This is a genomic window from Domibacillus indicus (assembly GCF_000970685.1).
Lineage (GTDB): Bacteria > Bacillota > Bacilli > Bacillales > Domibacillaceae > Domibacillus > Domibacillus indicus.
This window is the reverse complement of the sequence record NZ_LAJB01000002.1, coordinates 774289-792091: the sequence shown is the minus strand read 5'-3', so window position 1 is coordinate 792091 and position 17803 is coordinate 774289. Positions and strand designations below refer to the sequence as shown.

At 44.5% G+C, this 17803-nt stretch carries 15 protein-coding genes; 14 read left to right on the top strand and 1 reads right to left on the bottom strand.

Going from position 1 to position 17803, the window contains the following annotated elements; all coding sequences use genetic code 11:
• Positions 1-367 precede the first annotated feature (367 nt).
• The 7 genes from dnaE (at position 368) to pyk (ending at position 9352) form a co-directional block, all read left to right on the top strand.
• Positions 368-3604 (top strand): DNA polymerase III subunit alpha, encoded by a 3237-nt coding sequence (gene dnaE / locus VP98_RS04410; RefSeq protein ID WP_046174052.1) that lies wholly within the window; start codon positions 368-370, stop codon positions 3602-3604.
• A 95-nt stretch (positions 3605-3699) separates the two neighbouring features.
• On the top strand, positions 3700-4056 hold the full coding sequence (locus tag VP98_RS04405; RefSeq protein ID WP_046174051.1) for a hypothetical protein: 357 nt from the start codon (positions 3700-3702) through the stop codon (positions 4054-4056).
• Positions 4057-4590 (top strand): FadR/GntR family transcriptional regulator, encoded by a 534-nt coding sequence (locus tag VP98_RS04400; protein WP_046174050.1) that lies wholly within the window; start codon positions 4057-4059, stop codon positions 4588-4590. It begins immediately after the preceding gene.
• A 27-nt stretch (positions 4591-4617) separates the two neighbouring features.
• On the top strand, positions 4618-5478 hold the full coding sequence (gene accD / locus VP98_RS04395; RefSeq protein WP_046174157.1) for an acetyl-CoA carboxylase, carboxyltransferase subunit beta: 861 nt from the start codon (positions 4618-4620) through the stop codon (positions 5476-5478).
• Positions 5475-6446: an acetyl-CoA carboxylase carboxyl transferase subunit alpha gene (gene accA / locus VP98_RS04390; protein WP_046174049.1), complete on the top strand. Its 972-nt coding sequence runs from the start codon at positions 5475-5477 to the stop codon at positions 6444-6446. The genes accD and accA overlap by 4 nt, the downstream gene beginning before the upstream one ends.
• 159 nt (positions 6447-6605) lie before the next feature.
• Positions 6606-7565 (top strand): 6-phosphofructokinase, encoded by a 960-nt coding sequence (gene pfkA / locus VP98_RS04385; protein ID WP_046174048.1) that lies wholly within the window; start codon positions 6606-6608, stop codon positions 7563-7565.
• 23 nt (positions 7566-7588) lie between these two features.
• Positions 7589-9352 carry a pyruvate kinase gene (gene pyk, locus VP98_RS04380; RefSeq protein ID WP_046174047.1) on the top strand — a complete coding sequence of 588 codons (1764 nt, stop codon included), beginning with the start codon at positions 7589-7591 and terminating at the stop codon, positions 9350-9352.
• Here the strand turns inward: pyk and ytvI are convergent.
• Positions 9339-10358: a sporulation integral membrane protein YtvI gene (gene ytvI, locus VP98_RS04375; RefSeq protein WP_046174046.1), complete on the bottom strand. Its 1020-nt coding sequence runs from the start codon at positions 10356-10358 to the stop codon at positions 9339-9341. The two genes, pyk and ytvI, sit on opposite strands and share 14 nt — an antisense overlap.
• Before the next feature lie 83 nt (positions 10359-10441).
• Between ytvI and VP98_RS04370 the strand changes: the two genes are divergently transcribed.
• From VP98_RS04370 to pnpS, 7 genes are all read left to right on the top strand, one after another.
• Entirely contained in the window at positions 10442-10897 is a 456-nt protein-coding gene (locus tag VP98_RS04370) for a DUF441 domain-containing protein (RefSeq protein ID WP_046174045.1), read from the top strand.
• A gap of 71 nt (positions 10898-10968) precedes the next feature.
• On the top strand, positions 10969-11199 hold the full coding sequence (locus tag VP98_RS04365; RefSeq protein WP_082087816.1) for a hypothetical protein: 231 nt from the start codon (positions 10969-10971) through the stop codon (positions 11197-11199).
• Between the two features lie 302 nt (positions 11200-11501).
• The gene (gene citZ / locus VP98_RS04360) at positions 11502-12620 is read left to right on the top strand and encodes a citrate synthase (protein WP_046174043.1); all 1119 of its coding nucleotides are present in this window, start codon (positions 11502-11504) and stop codon (positions 12618-12620) included.
• 114 nt (positions 12621-12734) lie between these two features.
• The gene (icd, locus tag VP98_RS04355; protein ID WP_046174042.1) at positions 12735-14003 is read left to right on the top strand and encodes an NADP-dependent isocitrate dehydrogenase; all 1269 of its coding nucleotides are present in this window, start codon (positions 12735-12737) and stop codon (positions 14001-14003) included.
• 76 nt (positions 14004-14079) lie between these two features.
• Entirely contained in the window at positions 14080-15021 is a 942-nt protein-coding gene (mdh, locus tag VP98_RS04350) for a malate dehydrogenase (RefSeq protein ID WP_046174041.1), read from the top strand.
• A 130-nt stretch (positions 15022-15151) separates the two neighbouring features.
• Complete coding sequence (locus tag VP98_RS04345; RefSeq protein ID WP_046174040.1) at positions 15152-15865, top strand: response regulator transcription factor; 714 nt, start codon at positions 15152-15154, stop codon at positions 15863-15865.
• Complete coding sequence (gene pnpS, locus VP98_RS04340) at positions 15862-17637, top strand: two-component system histidine kinase PnpS (protein WP_046174039.1); 1776 nt, start codon at positions 15862-15864, stop codon at positions 17635-17637. The genes VP98_RS04345 and pnpS overlap by 4 nt, the downstream gene beginning before the upstream one ends.
• Positions 17638-17803 lie beyond the last annotated feature (166 nt).

The following is a 17803-nucleotide window of genomic DNA, read 5'->3' as shown; positions in this document are numbered from 1 at the left end:
GGTAACAGCGGACTTAAGAACACTGGTTGCCGGCAGTAAGCTGGCATAAAAATAACAAGGCGGGCAGGAGCAGCGTATCTAGCATTTAAATATAGAAAGAACACGTTTGCTGGCAGCTTAAAAGGAGAATTTTTTCTTCTTTCAGAGTGCAGACAAAGTTAGAAAGCAGGCTGATTGAAAACGCTTGTCTTTCCAGGAACGCCGCCGGCTGGGAAGCGGAGTGACCTTTCGGGGGTCATGAGCATTCACGGCCGGCAAGTGACGCCGAAAGCGAGCATTTGTCAACAGCCTGAAAGGAGAATTTTTTCTCCTTTCTTTTTATATGAAGAAAAGAACATACATTCATTTGAATGAGAGGAGCGGGAAAATGGTCATTCATTTGGAAACGGAAACAGCATACAGCTTTCGGGGAGCCACGCTTACTCCAGAAAAAATTGCTGAACAAGCGCAGAGAATGGGCAGTACAGCAGTTGGCCTGGCCGACTGGAACAATCTTCATGCAGCCATTCCTTTTTATCTGGCCTGCAAAAAGCGGGCTATCAAGCCCCTGATGGGATTAAAAGCAGAAGTGGAAGCCCGGCAGGCGGAGGGGCAGGCTTTTCCGCTTCTTTTGTATGCAGAAAATAATACAGGCTTTTCCAATCTGATTAAAATTGCAAGTGCACTACAAACCAAAGCGAAAGACGGCCTCCCGCTCCGATGGCTTAACGGGTATGCAGAAGGGCTTATTGCTGTTCTGCCGGGGGCGGAGGGAGACCCTTCTGAAGAAGCAGCTGCTTATTTTAAAAAAGCGTTTCGCCACTTTTATATAGGGATTCGAGGAAGCAGGAAAGAGCGGTTTTTAATTGAAAATGCAAAAAAGCTGGACATTCCGCTTGTGGCGGTAAGCAATGTGCAGTACGCAGAGGCAGCCGGCGCTTTTGCTTCAGCCTGCCTGCAGGCGATCCGGGATAACCGGCTTATTGAACTGGAAGAAGAATTGCCGGAAGCTGTTCATGCATTCAAGTCTGCTGAAGAACTAAGAGATATATACAGGGAGATGCCGGAAGCAATCGAGAATACGAAAATTATTGCTGATCTCTGTCAGGTAGATATTGAATTTGGCAGCCGGCTTATTCCTTCATTTCCGCTTCCTGAAGGGGAAACCGCTGATGACCGTTTAAAAGTGCTTTGCATGGAGGGGCTCGCAGAAAAAAGCAGCATTTACACGGACCGGCTTTCCTATGAATTGTCGGTTATCAGCAAAATGAAGTTCAGCAATTACTTTTTAATCGTTCACGATTTTATGCAATTTGCGAAAAAGGAAGGGATATTAACCGGCCCGGGCCGGGGATCGGCCGCGGGATCACTTGTTGCCTTTGCATTGGGTATTACAGCCGTCGATCCAATTAAATACAATCTTTTATTTGAACGGTTTTTAAACCCCGAAAGAATTACGATGCCGGATATCGATATTGATTTTCCTGACCACCGGCGTGACGAAGTGATTCGTTATATTGTCAAGAAATATGGCGCTGTTCATGCAGCGCAAATTGTTACATTTGGTACGCTATCGGCCAAAGCGGTTATGAGAGATACAGCACGGGTTTTTGGCTTTAGTACGGAGGCATTAGCCCATTTGTCCAGGCTCATTCCGTCTGTGCCCGGAACAAAGCTGTCAAACGTCAACTTGAACAGCTGGCGCTCCGAGTCGCCGGTAAATGAGCGGATTTATCAAACCGCGCTTCATTTAGAAGGACTGCCGCGCCATACCTCAACACATGCCGCAGGGATCGTCATTGCAGAAAAGCCGCTGACAGACTATGTTCCAGTAATGGAAGGACACGACGGGGTATATTTAACACAATATCCGATGGAGCCGCTTGAAAAGCTGGGACTTTTAAAAATGGATCTGCTTGGCTTGCGTAATTTAACGACAATTGAGCGGATCTTGGCATCAATTAAAAGAAAAACTGGCCGGAAAATAGATTTGCTGGATCTTAAACTGGATGATCCGCGTGTTTTTCAATTGCTGGGCCGGGGGAAAACTTCAGGTATTTTTCAGTTTGAGTCGGAAGGAATGAGAAATGTACTCATAAAGCTCCAGCCCAATCGGTTTGAAGATATGGTTGCTGTTAATGCTTTATATCGCCCGGGCCCTATGGAGCAGATCCCGCTTTACATTGAACGCCGGCATGGGCGGAAGACGGCCCAGTACTCCCATCCCATTTTAAAGGACGTACTTGAGCCGACCTATGGCATTATTGTTTACCAGGAGCAAATTATTGAAATTGCCGTTCAATTGGCCGGCTTTTCACCGGGAGAAGCCGATTTGCTTCGCCGTGCTGTAAGCAAAAAAAACAAAGAGCTGCTGGAAGAAAAAAGACAGCACTTTGTAAAGGGTGCCCAAAAAATGAAGATTGACGAAAAAACAGCTGTATCTGTGTATGATTTGATTGTCCGTTTTGCTGATTATGGATTTAACAGGAGTCATGCGGTTGCCTACAGTATGATTGCATACTGGCTGGCCTGGCTTAAAGTACATTATCCAGCACATTTTTTGGCTGCTCTTCTTCAGTCACAGACAGGAAATGAAGAAAAACTAAGGCAATACGCTGCCGAAGCAGCTGAGTATAATCTCCGCTTCCTCGCGCCATCTGTGAATTCAAGCGGATATTCTTTTCAAGCGGAGGCAGACGGTATTCGATTTGGCCTTGTACCGATAAAGGGGGCAGGCCAGTCAGCGGCAAACGCCATTATTGAAGAAAGAAAAAAAGGACCTTTTCGTAATTTATTTGATTTTTGCGAGCGAGTGCCGGCCGCTATTATAAATCGCAAGGTTATTGAAGCATTAGTTTACGCAGGAGCAATGGATGAGTTTGGCCAGGATCGTGCAACACTCCTGGCGAGTATTGATGCCGCTTTAGAAAATGCGGAGCTCGCTCAGCTTGATGAAGGAAGCTCTTATCAGCCAAAATATACACAAGCACCGAAGCTGGAAAGCGATATAAAACTTGAGAAAGAAAGAGAAACACTTGGCATATATATATCAGATCATCCAGTAGCAGCTTATCGCCTGATGCTTAATCAAGCAGGAGCAATTCCGCTGTTGGAGCTGAAAAAAAGCAGAAGTGTTACTGTTGCCGGCATGATCGGAAATATTCGCGAAATTCGGACCAAAAAAGGGGAAAAGATGGCATTTGCAACTCTTATAGATGAAACAGGAGAGAGAGAAGCCGTTTTTTTCCCAGACACGTACCGGAAGTACAGTTCCTTTATCCAAAAAGGAAAAGTTGTGCTGGCTGCTGGATCAGCAGAGGAACGAAACAATACACTGCAAATCATTATTCAAGCGCTGCAGCCGGTTAAAGACGGGCTGCATGAAGTGCTGGAAGAAAAACAAACCCTTTATATTCGCCTCGAAGAAGGAAGAAAAGAAAGCAGGCTGGCGGAATGGGTAGCCGATGAACTGCAGCGCTATCCGGGCCGGGCTCCAGTAGTTCTTTATTATGAACGAACAAAAGAAACAGTAAGGCTGGGGGCTAAATACCGGGTCTCCCCGACAGATAAACTGGTAGAAGCATTAAAGAAAGAATGCGGAGCCAGGAATGTGGTACTTAGATAATTTGCCTGACCTTTACAATTTCTTTAGGATCGTTTAAAGTATTATAGGGAATTGTGTGGTCAGACCACCTAAGAGCAACCAGGGAGGGTGTCAGGATGTCAAAGTGGGTAGAAACTCTCCAGATGCGTAACGAAAATCACCAAAAATTATCTGCTGAAATAAAGATAACTGTGAAGAACAAACGAGATTTATATCCTTCCTGTCCGCCAGACAGAGGATTGCCATATGAAAAAATGGGCCATAGAGGTTCTAAAGCGCCGTCTTCAGCCTCCGGAAGAAGTCCTGTATTCCTGAAAATTCCTGCGGGTGCTTCTCCCGTTTGTTTCAATGCAGTGTATTTTAAAAAAAATACTGGAACAGGAATACGAGTAAAGCCGTATTTTAAAGGTATAAATTCTGAAATTGTGTGCAAAAAAACAATGCAGCGGCCGCTAATGGCTGAAGGTGAATAAATGACAGGCTCTACACGCCCTCCTTCAAAATTTCTGGCCGCTATTGCACAAATTCAGGAAATGATTAAAACAGACCGTCTTCAATCTGGAGATAAAATTCCTTCGGAACGCGAACTATCAGACAGGCTTTCCATCGGGCGTTCGTCTGTACGTGAAGCATTGCGAGCATTAGAACTGCTCGGCCTGATTGAAACACGCCGGGGAGAAGGCACTTATTTGCGTGACTTTAACAATCATCAGCTTGTTCCGCTTATTGGTGCATTTATTTTTGATGGTGATCCAAGCAAGGAGGATGTCCGTGATGTTAAAGCAATATTGGAATTGGGCTGCCTTGCCATTTTATCAAGAAAATCTGGCGCTGATTTTACTCGGCCAGAAAGCTCTTTTGAGCAGCAAATAGAAGCAGCCGATAATAAGCTTCTTCGGAATATATGGAAAATTATCGCGGATTACGCTGGAAGTGAACCGGATAATGAGCGCTTGAAAGAGCTGCTGGCCGCAGCTAAACAAATCCAGTATTTAAAACACCAGTAAAGGGGTGGAACTGTGGCAATTAAAAATATGTTTACAAAACAAAAACCGAAAAAGATAAAGTATGCAACCATTCCATCGGAAGCAGCGAAGCAAGATGTTCCTGAAGGAATTATGCAAAAATGCCCGAAATGTAAAAAAATCATGTATACAAAGGAATTAGAAAAAAATCTTCATGTTTGTTTGGGATGTGGATACCACTATCCACTGAAAGCCCATGAACGTATTAAAATTCTTCTTGATGAAGGGTCCTTCCGTGAATTAGATGCGGGCCTTTCAACAGCTAATCCACTGGAATTCCCGGGTTACGAAGAAAAGATAGAAGCTGACCGCAAGAAAACAGGGTTAAACGAGGCAATTGTGACAGGCGTCGGAACCATTGACGGCTATCCGTCTGCTTTTGCTTTTATGGATTCATCTTTTCGAATGGGCAGTATGGGATCGGTTGTCGGCGAAAAAATTACCCGGGCTGTTGAAGAAGCAATTCGCCTCCAGATTCCGTTTATTATTTTCACGGCTTCTGGGGGTGCACGCATGCAGGAGGGTGTTTTATCTCTTATGCAGATGGCCAAGACGGGTGCTGCATTTAAACGGATGAGTGACCGCGGCGGGCTGATTATTTCCGTCATGACACATCCTACAACAGGCGGGGTATCCGCAAGCTTTGCCTCTTTGGGAGATTTTAATTTTGCGGAACCAGGAGCATTGATTGGGTTTGCCGGGCGGCGGATTATCGAGCAGACAATTCGTGAAAAGCTGCCTGAGGATTTTCAAACGGCCGAGTTTTTGCTTCAGTGCGGCCAGCTTGATGCCGTTTTGCACAGAAGTGAAATGAAAGAAAAACTTTCATTTTTGCTCGATATTCATCAAACGGGCGGTGGAGAAAGATGACAGGATTAGAATTTGAAAAACCGGTTCGGGATTTGCAGGAAAAAATTGCGGAGCTGAAAAGTTTTACTTCTACATCGGATTTGGATTTATCGGATGAAATTGAGAAGCTGGAACTTCGATTGAAAAAATTGGAAGATGATATTTACAATAGCATGACGCCCTGGGACCGTGTGCAGATGGCGCGTCATCCGAACCGGCCGACAACTCTGGATTACATCCCTTGCTTATTTGAGAACTTTTTTGAGCTCCATGGAGACCGTGCATACGGCGACGATGCAGCGATTGTTGCCGGAATAGCAAAGTATCATGGACAGCCGGTGACGGTCATCGGCCACCAGCGTGGACGTGACACAAAAGAAAATATTCAGCGGACATTCGGGATGCCCCATCCGGAAGGGTATCGAAAAGCGTTACGCCTTATGAAGCAGGCGGAAAAGTTTAACCGCCCGATTGTTTGCTTAATTGATACAAAAGGGGCGTATCCTGGAAAAGCAGCCGAAGAACGCGGACAAAGCGAGGCGATCGCCCGCAATATTTTTGAAATGGCCGGCCTGTCCGTCCCGATTATCTGCATTGTAATCGGCGAAGGCGGAAGCGGTGGAGCACTGGCACTTGGTGTCGGTGACCGGTTATTCATGCTTGAAAACTCTACATATTCTGTTATTTCACCGGAAGGGGCAGCGGCCCTTTTATGGAAAGACGCTGGTCTTGCGAAACGAGCAGCCGAAACAATGAAAATCACAGCTCCTGACTTACGCTCGCTCGGAATTGTAGATGAAATCATCCCGGAAGTACGGGGCGGAGCGCACCGTGATGCGAAAAAGCAGGCTGAATTAATTGATGCGGTGCTGCAGCCGGCGATGAAAGAGCTGCAGAAAACAGAGCACGCGGCTCTTGTTGACCAGCGGTATGAAAAATACAAACGCATTGGCGGCTATGCGGAACAAACAACCGGCCTGAAAGATTAACTTTCAGAGCCGGTTGTTTTATTCATTTGCGAGGTTTTTTTAATGTTAACGCTTACTTTTCGGGTAAAGATTGTGAACGGCAAACCGTTCTGTTATCTTAAAAGGAGGCAGGCATATGAGTAATGTGGCTCACAAATTTTTTTTAGAGGTGACAGGATAATGAAACGAATTGGTGTATTAACAAGCGGTGGAGACGCGCCCGGAATGAATGCGGCTGTACGGGCCGTTGTCCGGAAGGCCATTTATCATGATATGGAAGTTTTTGGCGTTTACCAGGGCTACCATGGCTTGATTAATGGACATATAAAGCAGCTGGACCGCGGTTCTGTGGGTGATATTATCCACCGGGGAGGCACGATTCTTCGTTCTGCACGCTGCTTGGAATTTAAAACACTTGAAGGACAAAAGCAGGGCATTGAGCAAATGGAGAAGTTCGGCATCGAAGGACTTGTTGTTATCGGCGGGGATGGTTCGTATATGGGAGCAAAAGCATTGACTGAGCATGGCTTCCCTTGTGTCGGTGTGCCGGGTACAATTGATAATGATATTCCGGGAACTGAATTCACTATTGGCTTTGACACGGCACTCAACACTGTCATTGATGCCATCGACAAAATTCGTGATACAGCCAGCTCACATGAACGTACATTTATTGTTGAAGTGATGGGCCGCCATGCAGGAGATCTTGCGCTGTGGTCAGGGCTTGCAGGTGGTGCGGAAACCATCCTTATTCCAGAAGCACCATACGATATGAACAAAATCGCTTCCAAGCTGAAGCGCAGCCAGGAACGTGGAAAAAAACATAGTATTATTGTTGTAGCAGAAGGTGTCATGACAGGCAGTAAATTTGGTGCTATTATTGAAGAGTTGACAGGCTTCGACACACGCGTTTCCGTTTTGGGCCATATGCAGCGCGGCGGAACACCTAGCGCTTCCGACCGGGTGCTGGCAAGCCGTCTCGGTGCTTACGCAGTTGAATTGCTTCTGCAGGGAAAAGGCGGCCGCGCTGTTGGAATCGAGCAAAACCAAATCGTTGATTATGACATTATCGAAGCGCTGTCAAAACCACATAAAGTCGATCAGCGTATGTACGAATTATCGCAGGAATTGTCGATTTAATTAAGAAATTGGAGGAACTATTGATGCAAAAAACGAAAATTGTCTGTACAATTGGGCCGGCAAGTGAAAACCTTGAAACACTTCAAGCGTTAATGAAAGCCGGAATGAACGTTGCGCGTTTAAACTTTTCTCATGGAAGCCATGAAGAACACGGGGCACGCATTCAAAATATCCGCCAGGCAGCAAAAAACATGGGGAAAACGGTTGCTATCCTGCTCGATACAAAAGGTCCGGAAATTCGCACACATAATATGGAAAACGGAGCAATTGAGCTTGAGAATGGAAAAGACGCTGTTATTTCAATGACAGAAGTGCTTGGAACACCGGAGAAGTTTTCGATCACGTATTCTGGCTTAATTGATGATGTGAAACCAGGTTCAAGCATTTTACTAGATGACGGCTTGATTGGTCTTCTTGTTACGGGCATTGACCGGGAAAAAGGCGAAATTGGAGTTCGTATTTTAAACAGCGGTACACTTAAAAACAAAAAAGGCGTAAACGTCCCGGGCGTTTCTGTCAAGCTGCCGGGAATTACGGAAAAAGATGCTGATGATATCCGTTTTGGCATTGAGCAGGATGTAGACTTTATTGCTGCGTCTTTTGTGCGCCGTACATCTGACGTGCTGGATATTCGCGAGCTTTTAGAAAAACATGATGCAACACATATCCAGATTATTCCGAAAATCGAGAACCAGGAAGGTGTCGATAACATCGATGAAATTCTTGAAGTATCGGATGGATTAATGGTTGCACGCGGTGACCTGGGCGTAGAAATACCAGCGGAAGAAGTACCGATCGTCCAAAAGCAATTGATTAAAAAATGTAATCTGCTGGGCAAGCCGGTTATCACAGCAACACAAATGCTTGATTCTATGCAGCGCAACCCCCGCCCGACTCGTGCAGAAGCAAGCGATGTAGCCAATGCGATCTTTGATGGAACGGACGCTATTATGCTTTCAGGTGAAACAGCCGCTGGTTCTTATCCTTTAGAAGCGGTTCAAACGATGCATAATATTGCTGTTCGTGCTGAATCAGTCCTGCAAATGAAGGATATCCCGCCGCGCCGCCGCAATCACACTGGACGGATGACGATGACTGACGCAATTGGGCAGTCTGTTGCGAAAACAGTAGAGGCTCTGGAAGTAAAAGCGATTATTGCACCTACTTCAAGCGGCCACACAGCCCGGATGATCTCCCGTTACCGTCCAAAGGCATCTATTTATGCAGTAACAGACAGTGAACGTGTAACAAGAAGCCTTTCACTTGTTTGGGGCGTATTCCCGCTTATGGGCCTTAGTGTGTCTTCTACAGACGAAATGCTGGATAATGCGGTTGTCCATTGTTTAGAAGAAGGCGTAATCAGCCATGGCGAACTGGTTGTCATTACAGCAGGTGTACCTGTTGGGGAGTCCGGCACAACAAACTTAATGAAAATCCATGTTGTTGGCGATATCCTGGTAAAAGCACAGGGAATTGGCCGCCACTCTGCGTATGGAAAGGTTGTAAAAGCTAAAACAGCTGACGAAGCACTTGAGAAAGTAAAACCAGGTGATATCCTTGTTACATACGGAACAGATCGTGATATGATGCCTGCCATTGAGAAGTGCAGTGCTGTGATTACAGAAGAAGGCGGATTAACGAGCCATGCAGCAGTTGTCGGTATCAATCTCGGTATTCCGGTCATTGTTGACGTAGAAGGAGCGCTAACCCTGCTGTCAGAAGGCCAGGAAATCACAGTTGATGCAGCGCGCGGCATTATTTACAATGGCCATGCTAATGTTTTGTAAACCATAAACGCGCGCGGTACATGGAAGAACAGGCAAGCAAAAACAGCGGTCCGGTTATCAAACCGAAAACGCCTGCCAGATGATATCCGGCAAATGCAGCAAATAAAACTGCAAGAGGATGCAATCCGGCGGAATCAGAAACGAGCTTTGGCTCCAGCAGCTGCCGCATAATCGTCAGGATAGCGTAAAGCACAGCGGCAAAAACGCCGGTGCTTGTCTGGCCGGTGAGAAAGCAGAACAGGATCCATGGCACAAAAAGCAGGCTGGACCCAACAATAGGAAGAAATTCAAGCACTGCCGTTAAAAAAGCAAGCTCCAGGACGTGTGGAATACGCAGCAGAAAAAAGCCGATGCAGGCGGCAGCAAAAGTTATAATGAAAAGCTGGAGCTGCGCATAACCGTATGCATAAAGAGACGCTGAAAAATCATTTGCTGCGGCAGCTATTTTTTTACGGAGAGGCTCAGGCAGGAACGAAATAAAAAAAGAGCCGTCTTTTGCAATGAAAAATGCGGTAAATAGTACAATGAGAAGTTCAACTGCTGTTCCTGAAACAGCCAGAAAGTAAGAGGTGCCGGTAAGCAGCCATTTTCCTGCATACTGTTCCACCGTATTGCCGGCAGCTGTTTCAAGGGTGTGTATAGTTTGTAATAAAAGTTCTTTTTGGTCCTCTGATAAAAAAGCGGTCACGCTGTGAACAAACTGTTCTAAATGAGCTGTGGCGACTGGAATATAGTGAGGAATCACATAATGGATATGCGATGCTGTACGAGCACTGATCCAGCCGAATAATAGAAGGCCGGCTGAAAATAAGCATAAAACCCAGAAAAGAGAAGCGAGCACGGCAGCGTTTCTTGAGACAGCCGCTTTTTTTTGAAGGAAGTGGGCTGGTTTATGTAAGACAGCGGCAAAAAATGCCCCGGCTAAAAATGGTTTGAAAATCGGCAGCAGCCAATAAATAGAAAGCAAGGCCGCACTAACGAGAACATAATGAACAAACAATCGCATGGTACATGCCTCCGTTTCTCTTCTACTCGTATGAAGGAAGGAGCATGTCCATGCGTATTTTTTTTAGAGGTGGATAGGGATATATGCAGGCATATTTATTTTTACTTTTATTAATCGCCATCAGCTTGATTGCAAAAAATCAATCACTGCTTATTGCATCTGCATTTTTGCTCGCCTTAAAAGCGGTGGGCCTTGATATGAAATGGTTTGATATGATGCAAAAAAACGGAATCAACTGGGGTGTAACCGTAATTACTGTAGCAGTTCTTGTACCGATTGCTACTGGCGCAATCGGCTTTAAAGAACTTGGAGCGGCGTTAAAATCGCCGTATGCCTGGATTGCATTAGCGGCAGGAATTCTTGTAGCGCTAATTGCCAAAAACGGTATTGTACTCCTGGCTGAAGATCCCCATATTACAACAGCACTTGTACTGGGAACTGTATTGGCCGTAGCGCTTTTTAAAGGAGTTCCCGTCGGTCCGCTAATCGGCGCAGGAATAGCTTACTATGCCATGAAGTTATTTTCATCATTTCATTGAGGAAATCCGAAACTTTTCCGCTGGCTCATCCGTAAGTATAGAGCATAAGAAGAAAAAAGGAGATGAACCTGTTGTTTAAAAATCCGGGGATTGCCGCCGTTTTAAGTGTATTTTGGACAGGAGTCGGCCAGATTTACAACGGCCAGATTGTAAAAGGGCTTATTTTAATTGTTGTGCAAATGATCAATGCGGCGTTAATGTGGGTATTGATCGGCTTTGTGACATATCCGCTTGTATGGATCTGGGGGATTTACGATGCATATAAAACGGCAGACAGGATGAATAAAAGGTCTGATTTTTAAAATGAAATATACTATAATACCATAAAATCCAGGCATGTTATGTCTGGATTTTCGATATTTTCTAAAAAAATTTCGAACTATTTGGCACCTTTTGATTCACAAAACCGCCCATATTGTTTATAATAAGCAATGTAAGCGCACACTATTTTGGGCATTTCAGCTTTTTTTAATATTGAAATGTGCTGTGCAATTTTACATAAACTTTTTTATTTTTAAAATGGTACTGAGCAGTTGCTCAGAATGCATGAAGATAAATAAAAAAGTGGGTAATGGGGAAATAAACAGGCGAAGGAGAGATAATTATGACTACTGCACGCGGACTCGAAGGAGTAGTTGCCACGACGTCATCTGTGAGCTCAATTATTGATGACACACTTACATACGCAGGGTATAACATTGACGACTTGACCGAAAATGCGAGTTTTGAAGAAGTGATCTATTTACTTTGGCACCGCAGCCTTCCAACACAGGCACAGCTGGACGAACTGAAATCCCAGCTGTCAGAAAACTATGACATTCCTCAAGAAATTTTGGATCATTTCAAAATGTATCCGATTGACAAAGTTCATCCAATGGCAGCACTTCGTTCCTCTGTTTCATTACTAGGCCTTTATGATGAAGAATCAGACATTATGACAGACGAAGCCAATTATCGTAAAGCCATTCGTATTCAAGCGAAAATCCCAGCACTTGTGACGGCATTTGCCCGTATCCGCAGAGGGCAGGAGCCGATCGCACCGAAAAAGGAATATGGTATTGCTGAAAACTTCTTGTATATGCTTTCCGGAAATGAACCAACGGCAGTGGAAATTGAAGCATTTGATAAAGCGCTTGTTCTTCATGCAGACCATGAGCTGAATGCATCTACGTTTACAGCTCGTGTTTGTGTAGCTACATTATCAGATATTTACTCTGGCGTAACAGCAGCTCTTGGTGCTCTTAAAGGGCCGCTTCATGGCGGCGCAAACGAACAAGTTATGAAAATGCTTACAGAGATCGGCTCAGCTGACAATGTTGAACCGTATATTTTAGAGAAACTCAATAACAAAGAAAAAATTATGGGCTTCGGCCACCGTGTTTACCGTCAAGGCGACCCGCGGGCAAAGCATCTTCGTGAAATGTCTAAGCGCCTGACGGAGCAGAACGGCCAGCCAGAGCTTTACAATATGTCAATCGAAATTGAAGGTCTTGTAACCGGCAGCAAAAACCTGCCGCCAAACGTTGACTTTTATTCAGCGTCTGTTTATCACAGCCTGGGCATTGAGCATGATTTGTTCACTCCTATTTTTGCTGTGAGCCGTGCATCCGGCTGGATTGCGCACATTCTTGAGCAATATGCCAACAACAGACTGATTCGTCCGCGTGCGGAATATACAGGTCCAAATATGCAAAAGTATATACCAATCAGCGAACGAGGCTGATTGAGAAAGCATTTGCAAAAAAATAAATATCTAGTGTAAGATGGAAGATGGCAGAACAGGTTAGGAGATAGCATTCTCCTAACCTTTGAACATGGAATTGGAGGGAATTGCAAGATGACTCAAGGTGAAAAAATTTCAATGCAGGACGGCGTACTAAACGTACCAAACAACCCAATTGTTCCTTTTATCGAGGGCGATGGAATCGGACCGGATATTTGGGCAGCAGCTTCACGTGTATTGGATGCAGCAGTTGAAAAAGCATACAATGGCGAAAAGAAAATCGTCTGGAAGGAAGTTCTTGCCGGCGAAAAAGCCTTCAACCAAACAGGTGAATGGCTTCCAAAGGAAACACTTGAGCAGATTGATGAATATTTAATCGCTATTAAAGGCCCGCTTACAACGCCGGTCGGAGGCGGAATCCGTTCTTTGAACGTGGCACTTCGCCAGGAATTGGACCTTTTCACATGCCTTCGTCCAGTTCGTTACTTTGATGGCGTACCTTCTCCTGTAAAGCGTCCGGAAGATACAGATATGGTTATTTTCCGTGAAAACACAGAAGATATTTACGCAGGTATCGAGTATGCAGAGGGTTCAGATGAAGTGAAAAAAGTCATCGAATTCCTGAAAAATGAAATGGGTGTTAACAAAATCCGTTTCCCTGAAACATCCGGGATCGGGATCAAGCCTGTATCAAAAGAAGGAACGGAGCGTCTTGTGCGTGCGGCAATCAATTATGCTCTTAAAGAAGGCCGTAAATCTTTAACGCTTGTCCATAAAGGCAACATTATGAAATTTACAGAAGGTGCTTTTAAAAACTGGGGCTACGAGCTTGCTGAAAAAGAATTCGGCGATAAAGTCTTCACGTGGGCTCAATACGATAAAATCAAAGAAGCAGAAGGCACAGATGCAGCAAACAAAGCTCAATCTGATGCAGAAGCACAAGGCAAGCTAATTGTTAAAGACTCTATTGCGGACATTTTCCTGCAGCAAATCCTGACTCGCCCAAAAGAATTCGATGTAGTAGCGACTATGAACTTGAATGGTGACTATATTTCTGACGCGCTTGCTGCTCAAGTAGGCGGAATTGGAATCGCTCCAGGTGCCAATATCAACTATGAAACTGGCCATGCGATTTTCGAAGCAACACACGGTACTGCGCCGAAATATGCAGGTCTTGACAAAGTAAATCCTTCGTCTGTTTTATTGTCAGGTGTTTTGCTTCTTGAGCACCTTGGCTGGACAGAAGCAGCAAATTCAATCACAAAATCAGTGGAAAAAACAATTTCTTCGAAAGTCGTTACATATGACTTTGCCCGCTTAATGGATGGCGCTACAGAAGTGAAATGCTCTGAATTTGCAGATGAATTAATTAAAAACCTATAAAAATTGATGCTCCCCATTTTGGGGAGCATTCATTTCATACAGACTGATTCGAAAATAGTGAAGGAGGAGTTTTATTATGACAGCATACAAGCGTAAAAAAGTTTCTGTAATCGGCGGCGGATTTACCGGGGCAACTACTGCCTTCCTTCTTGCTCAAAAAGAATTGGCAGATGTTGTGCTGGTCGATATTCCACAGGCGGAAGGCCCGACCAAAGGCAAAGCGCTGGACATGCTGGAAGCAAGCCCTGTTCAAGGATTCGACGCGAACATTACGGGTACTTCTGATTATGCAGATACAGCGGGCTCTGATATCGTCATCATTACAGCAGGGATTGCCCGCAAACCCGGCATGAGCCGTGATGACCTTGTTCAGACAAACCAAAAAGTAATGAAATCTGTCACTGCTGAAATTGTAAAACATGCTCCGGATTGTACGATCATCGTTTTGACAAATCCAGTTGATGCGATGACATTCACCGTTTTGAAAGAATCAGGATTTCCAAAAAATCGGGTTATTGGCCAATCGGGTGTCCTTGATACAGCCCGTTTCCGCACATTTGTGGCACAGGAATTGGAAATTTCCGTTAAAGATATAACCGGTTTTGTTCTTGGCGGCCATGGAGACGATATGGTACCGCTTGTCCGTTACTCGTATGCTGGAGGAATTCCGCTGGAAACATTAATTCCAAAAGACCGCTTGGAATCCATTGTTGAGCGTACCCGAAAAGGCGGCGGTGAAATTGTTCAACTGCTCGGTAATGGTTCCGCTTACTACGCACCGGCTGCTTCACTTGTTGAAATGACAGAAGCAATTTTAAAAGATCAGCGCCGCATCCTGCCAGCCATTGCCTATCTTGAAGGTGAATATGGCTACAATGATTTATATCTGGGTGTTCCAACCATTCTGGGTGGTAATGGAATTGAAAAAATCATTGAACTTGAGCTGACAGCAGATGAGAAAGCGGGTCTTGATAAATCAGCTGAAGCTGTACGCAATGTCATGTCGGTTCTTGTATAAACATACACACCAAGTTGCCTGCCATTCTTTGGCGGGCTCTTTTTTATTCATGTAATATGCAGAGCGGCTCTTTCTCAAGGATAATGATTCCGTTATAATAGAGATACATATTGAACTCAGGAGGATCTTAATGAAGAAAATTCTAGTCGTTGACGATGAGCCGTCAATCGTCACTTTGATTAAATACAATTTAGAGCAAGCCGGATTTGAAGTGGAAACCGCCTATGATGGGGAAGAGGCACTCCATCAAGCGGAAGAAGTGAACCCAGATTTAATCATTTTAGATTGGATGCTGCCGAAGTTTGACGGAATGGAAGTGTGCAAAGATTTGCGCCAGCGCAGGGTATCCGTTCCCATTTTAATGCTGACAGCAAAGGATGAAGAGTTTGATAAAGTACTAGGGCTTGAGCTTGGTGCGGATGATTACATGACCAAGCCTTTTAGTCCGAGAGAATTGATTGCCCGTGTAAAAGCTATTCTGCGCCGTGTACAGCTTCCGCCAGCCGAACCGGCGGTTGAAGAAGAAGATGGTGAACTGATCAGAGTAGCAGATTTAAAGTTATACCCTGAAAAATATGAAGCATATTATAAAGGAAATCTTCTTGATTTAACACCAAAAGAGTTTGAGCTGCTGCTGTTTTTAGCCGAAAACAAAACAAGAGTGCTCACACGCGACCAGCTGCTTGCAGCCGTTTGGAAATATGATTTCGTGGGTGATACCCGCATAGTTGATGTCCATATCAGCCATCTTCGAGAAAAAATGGAAGAGAATACAAAAAAGCCACAGTATATTAAAACAATTCGCGGACTGGGCTACAAATTAGAAGAACCAAAAGAAGCATGATTAATTTTCGCACAAAGCTGATTTTATCGCTGATTACATCTATTACTGTTGTGCTTGCTGTTCTTGGTATTTGGCTGGGCCAGATGTTTAAGTCTTACTATTTATCAACGGTTAACGACCGCCTTGAAAGAGAAACCTCCCTGCTTGCCAGTGCCATAGAAGACTGGGGAGGAATTAAAGCGTTTGATCCGGTCCTGCTCGGAGAGTGGAGCAGCCAAATGGATACCCGCTTGAGTGTAGCGGATGCCGGAGGAAATATTCTTTATGACAGCGGCGGCTCGGATAAGCACCAGACAGCGATCCACCATGATATTGTACAGCGCATCTCTAGCACATTAAATGAAGAAAATTATAAAGCCTCCTTGCTGCGCAAGATGGATGCCCAGTATCACTGGGCTCCTATTGTAAATGAATCAGGTGAGCAGGAAGGCTACGTTGTAGTCAGCATGCGTATCGATGCACTTGATGAAATATACGGGCAGATCTGGCTTATTCTTTTGGCTTCACTCGGGCTTTCTCTTATCTTAATTGTGTTAATTGGTACGAAAATAACGGGACGTTATGTAAAGCCGATTGAGTCCGCAACTGCTGTTGCTATTGAACTGGCCAAGGGCAATTACCGTGCACGCACTTATGAAACTCCGCCGGACGAAGTGGGTATGCTGAATACGTCGATTAATATTTTAGCGCGGAATTTACAGGAAATGATGCAGGCACAGGAAGTTCATCAGAACCGCCTGACTACATTGATCGAAAATATTGAAAGTGGCTTGCTGCTGATTGATGACCGTGGCTATATTGTAATGGCGAATCGATCGTTTAAAAAAATGTACAATGCCGGCCGTATTATTAAAAAGCGTTACTATGAAGTAATTATGCAGGATGATGTAATTAAAATTGTAGAAGATGTATTTATGACGGAAAAAAATGTCCGGCGCCAGATTAAGATGGTGTTTGATCTGGAAGAAAAAGATATTGAAGTATCCGGTGCTCCTATTATTGGCACGAACGATGAGTGGAAGGGAATTCTTGTTGTTTTTCATGATATAACCGAAATCAAGCATTTAGAGCAAATGCGCAAGGATTTTGTGGCGAATGTCTCCCACGAATTAAAAACACCGATCACATCCATTAAAGGCTTTTCGGAAACTCTTTTGGATGGTGCATTGAACGATCCAGATGCAGCAAAAATGTTTTTAGAGATTATCTGGAAAGAAAGCGGCCGGATGGAGACGCTTGTTGCTGATCTTTTGGATCTTTCAAAAATCGAGCAAAAGGGACTGGCTCTTAATATTACCAGGGTGTCTTTGAATAAACTGGTGAAAGAAATGGCTGCAACGCTTGAAAGCCGGCTTGAAGCGAAACAAATTGCACTGGAGGTTAATCTGCCGGATCATTTAACAATTCAGGGAGATGAATACCGGCTTAAGCAGGTGTTTCTTAATTTAATTACCAATGCTATTTTGTATACCCCGAAGGGCGGCCGGATATTTATAGAAGGAAATGAATCAGGCGGCACGGTGAATGTGAAAGTGTCAGATACAGGAATTGGCATTGAAAAATCAGAGCTGCCGCGTATTTTTGAACGGTTTTACCGGGTGGATAAAGCGCGGAGCCGGGACTCAGGCGGAACGGGTCTTGGGCTTGCCATTGTCAAACATATTATGGAAGCACACCAGGGGAAAATTACCGTTGAAAGCAAAATGAATGAGGGAACTTCCTTTACTGTTTCTTTCCATAAAGACCTGGCAGTTGATTTTACAAAAGATTAATGAATCGTTTACATTGTTTTTATATTTAGCTGTTATAGTATATGTATCAACCCCCTTTATCCAGCTTTTATTTGGCAGAGGTTCTTTGTTGATAAGCCTCTGCCGCTTTTTTGGAACCGGGTTGAGCCAAGCCGTTGTTTTCTTTTTTTCTTCCTTACATGGTAGA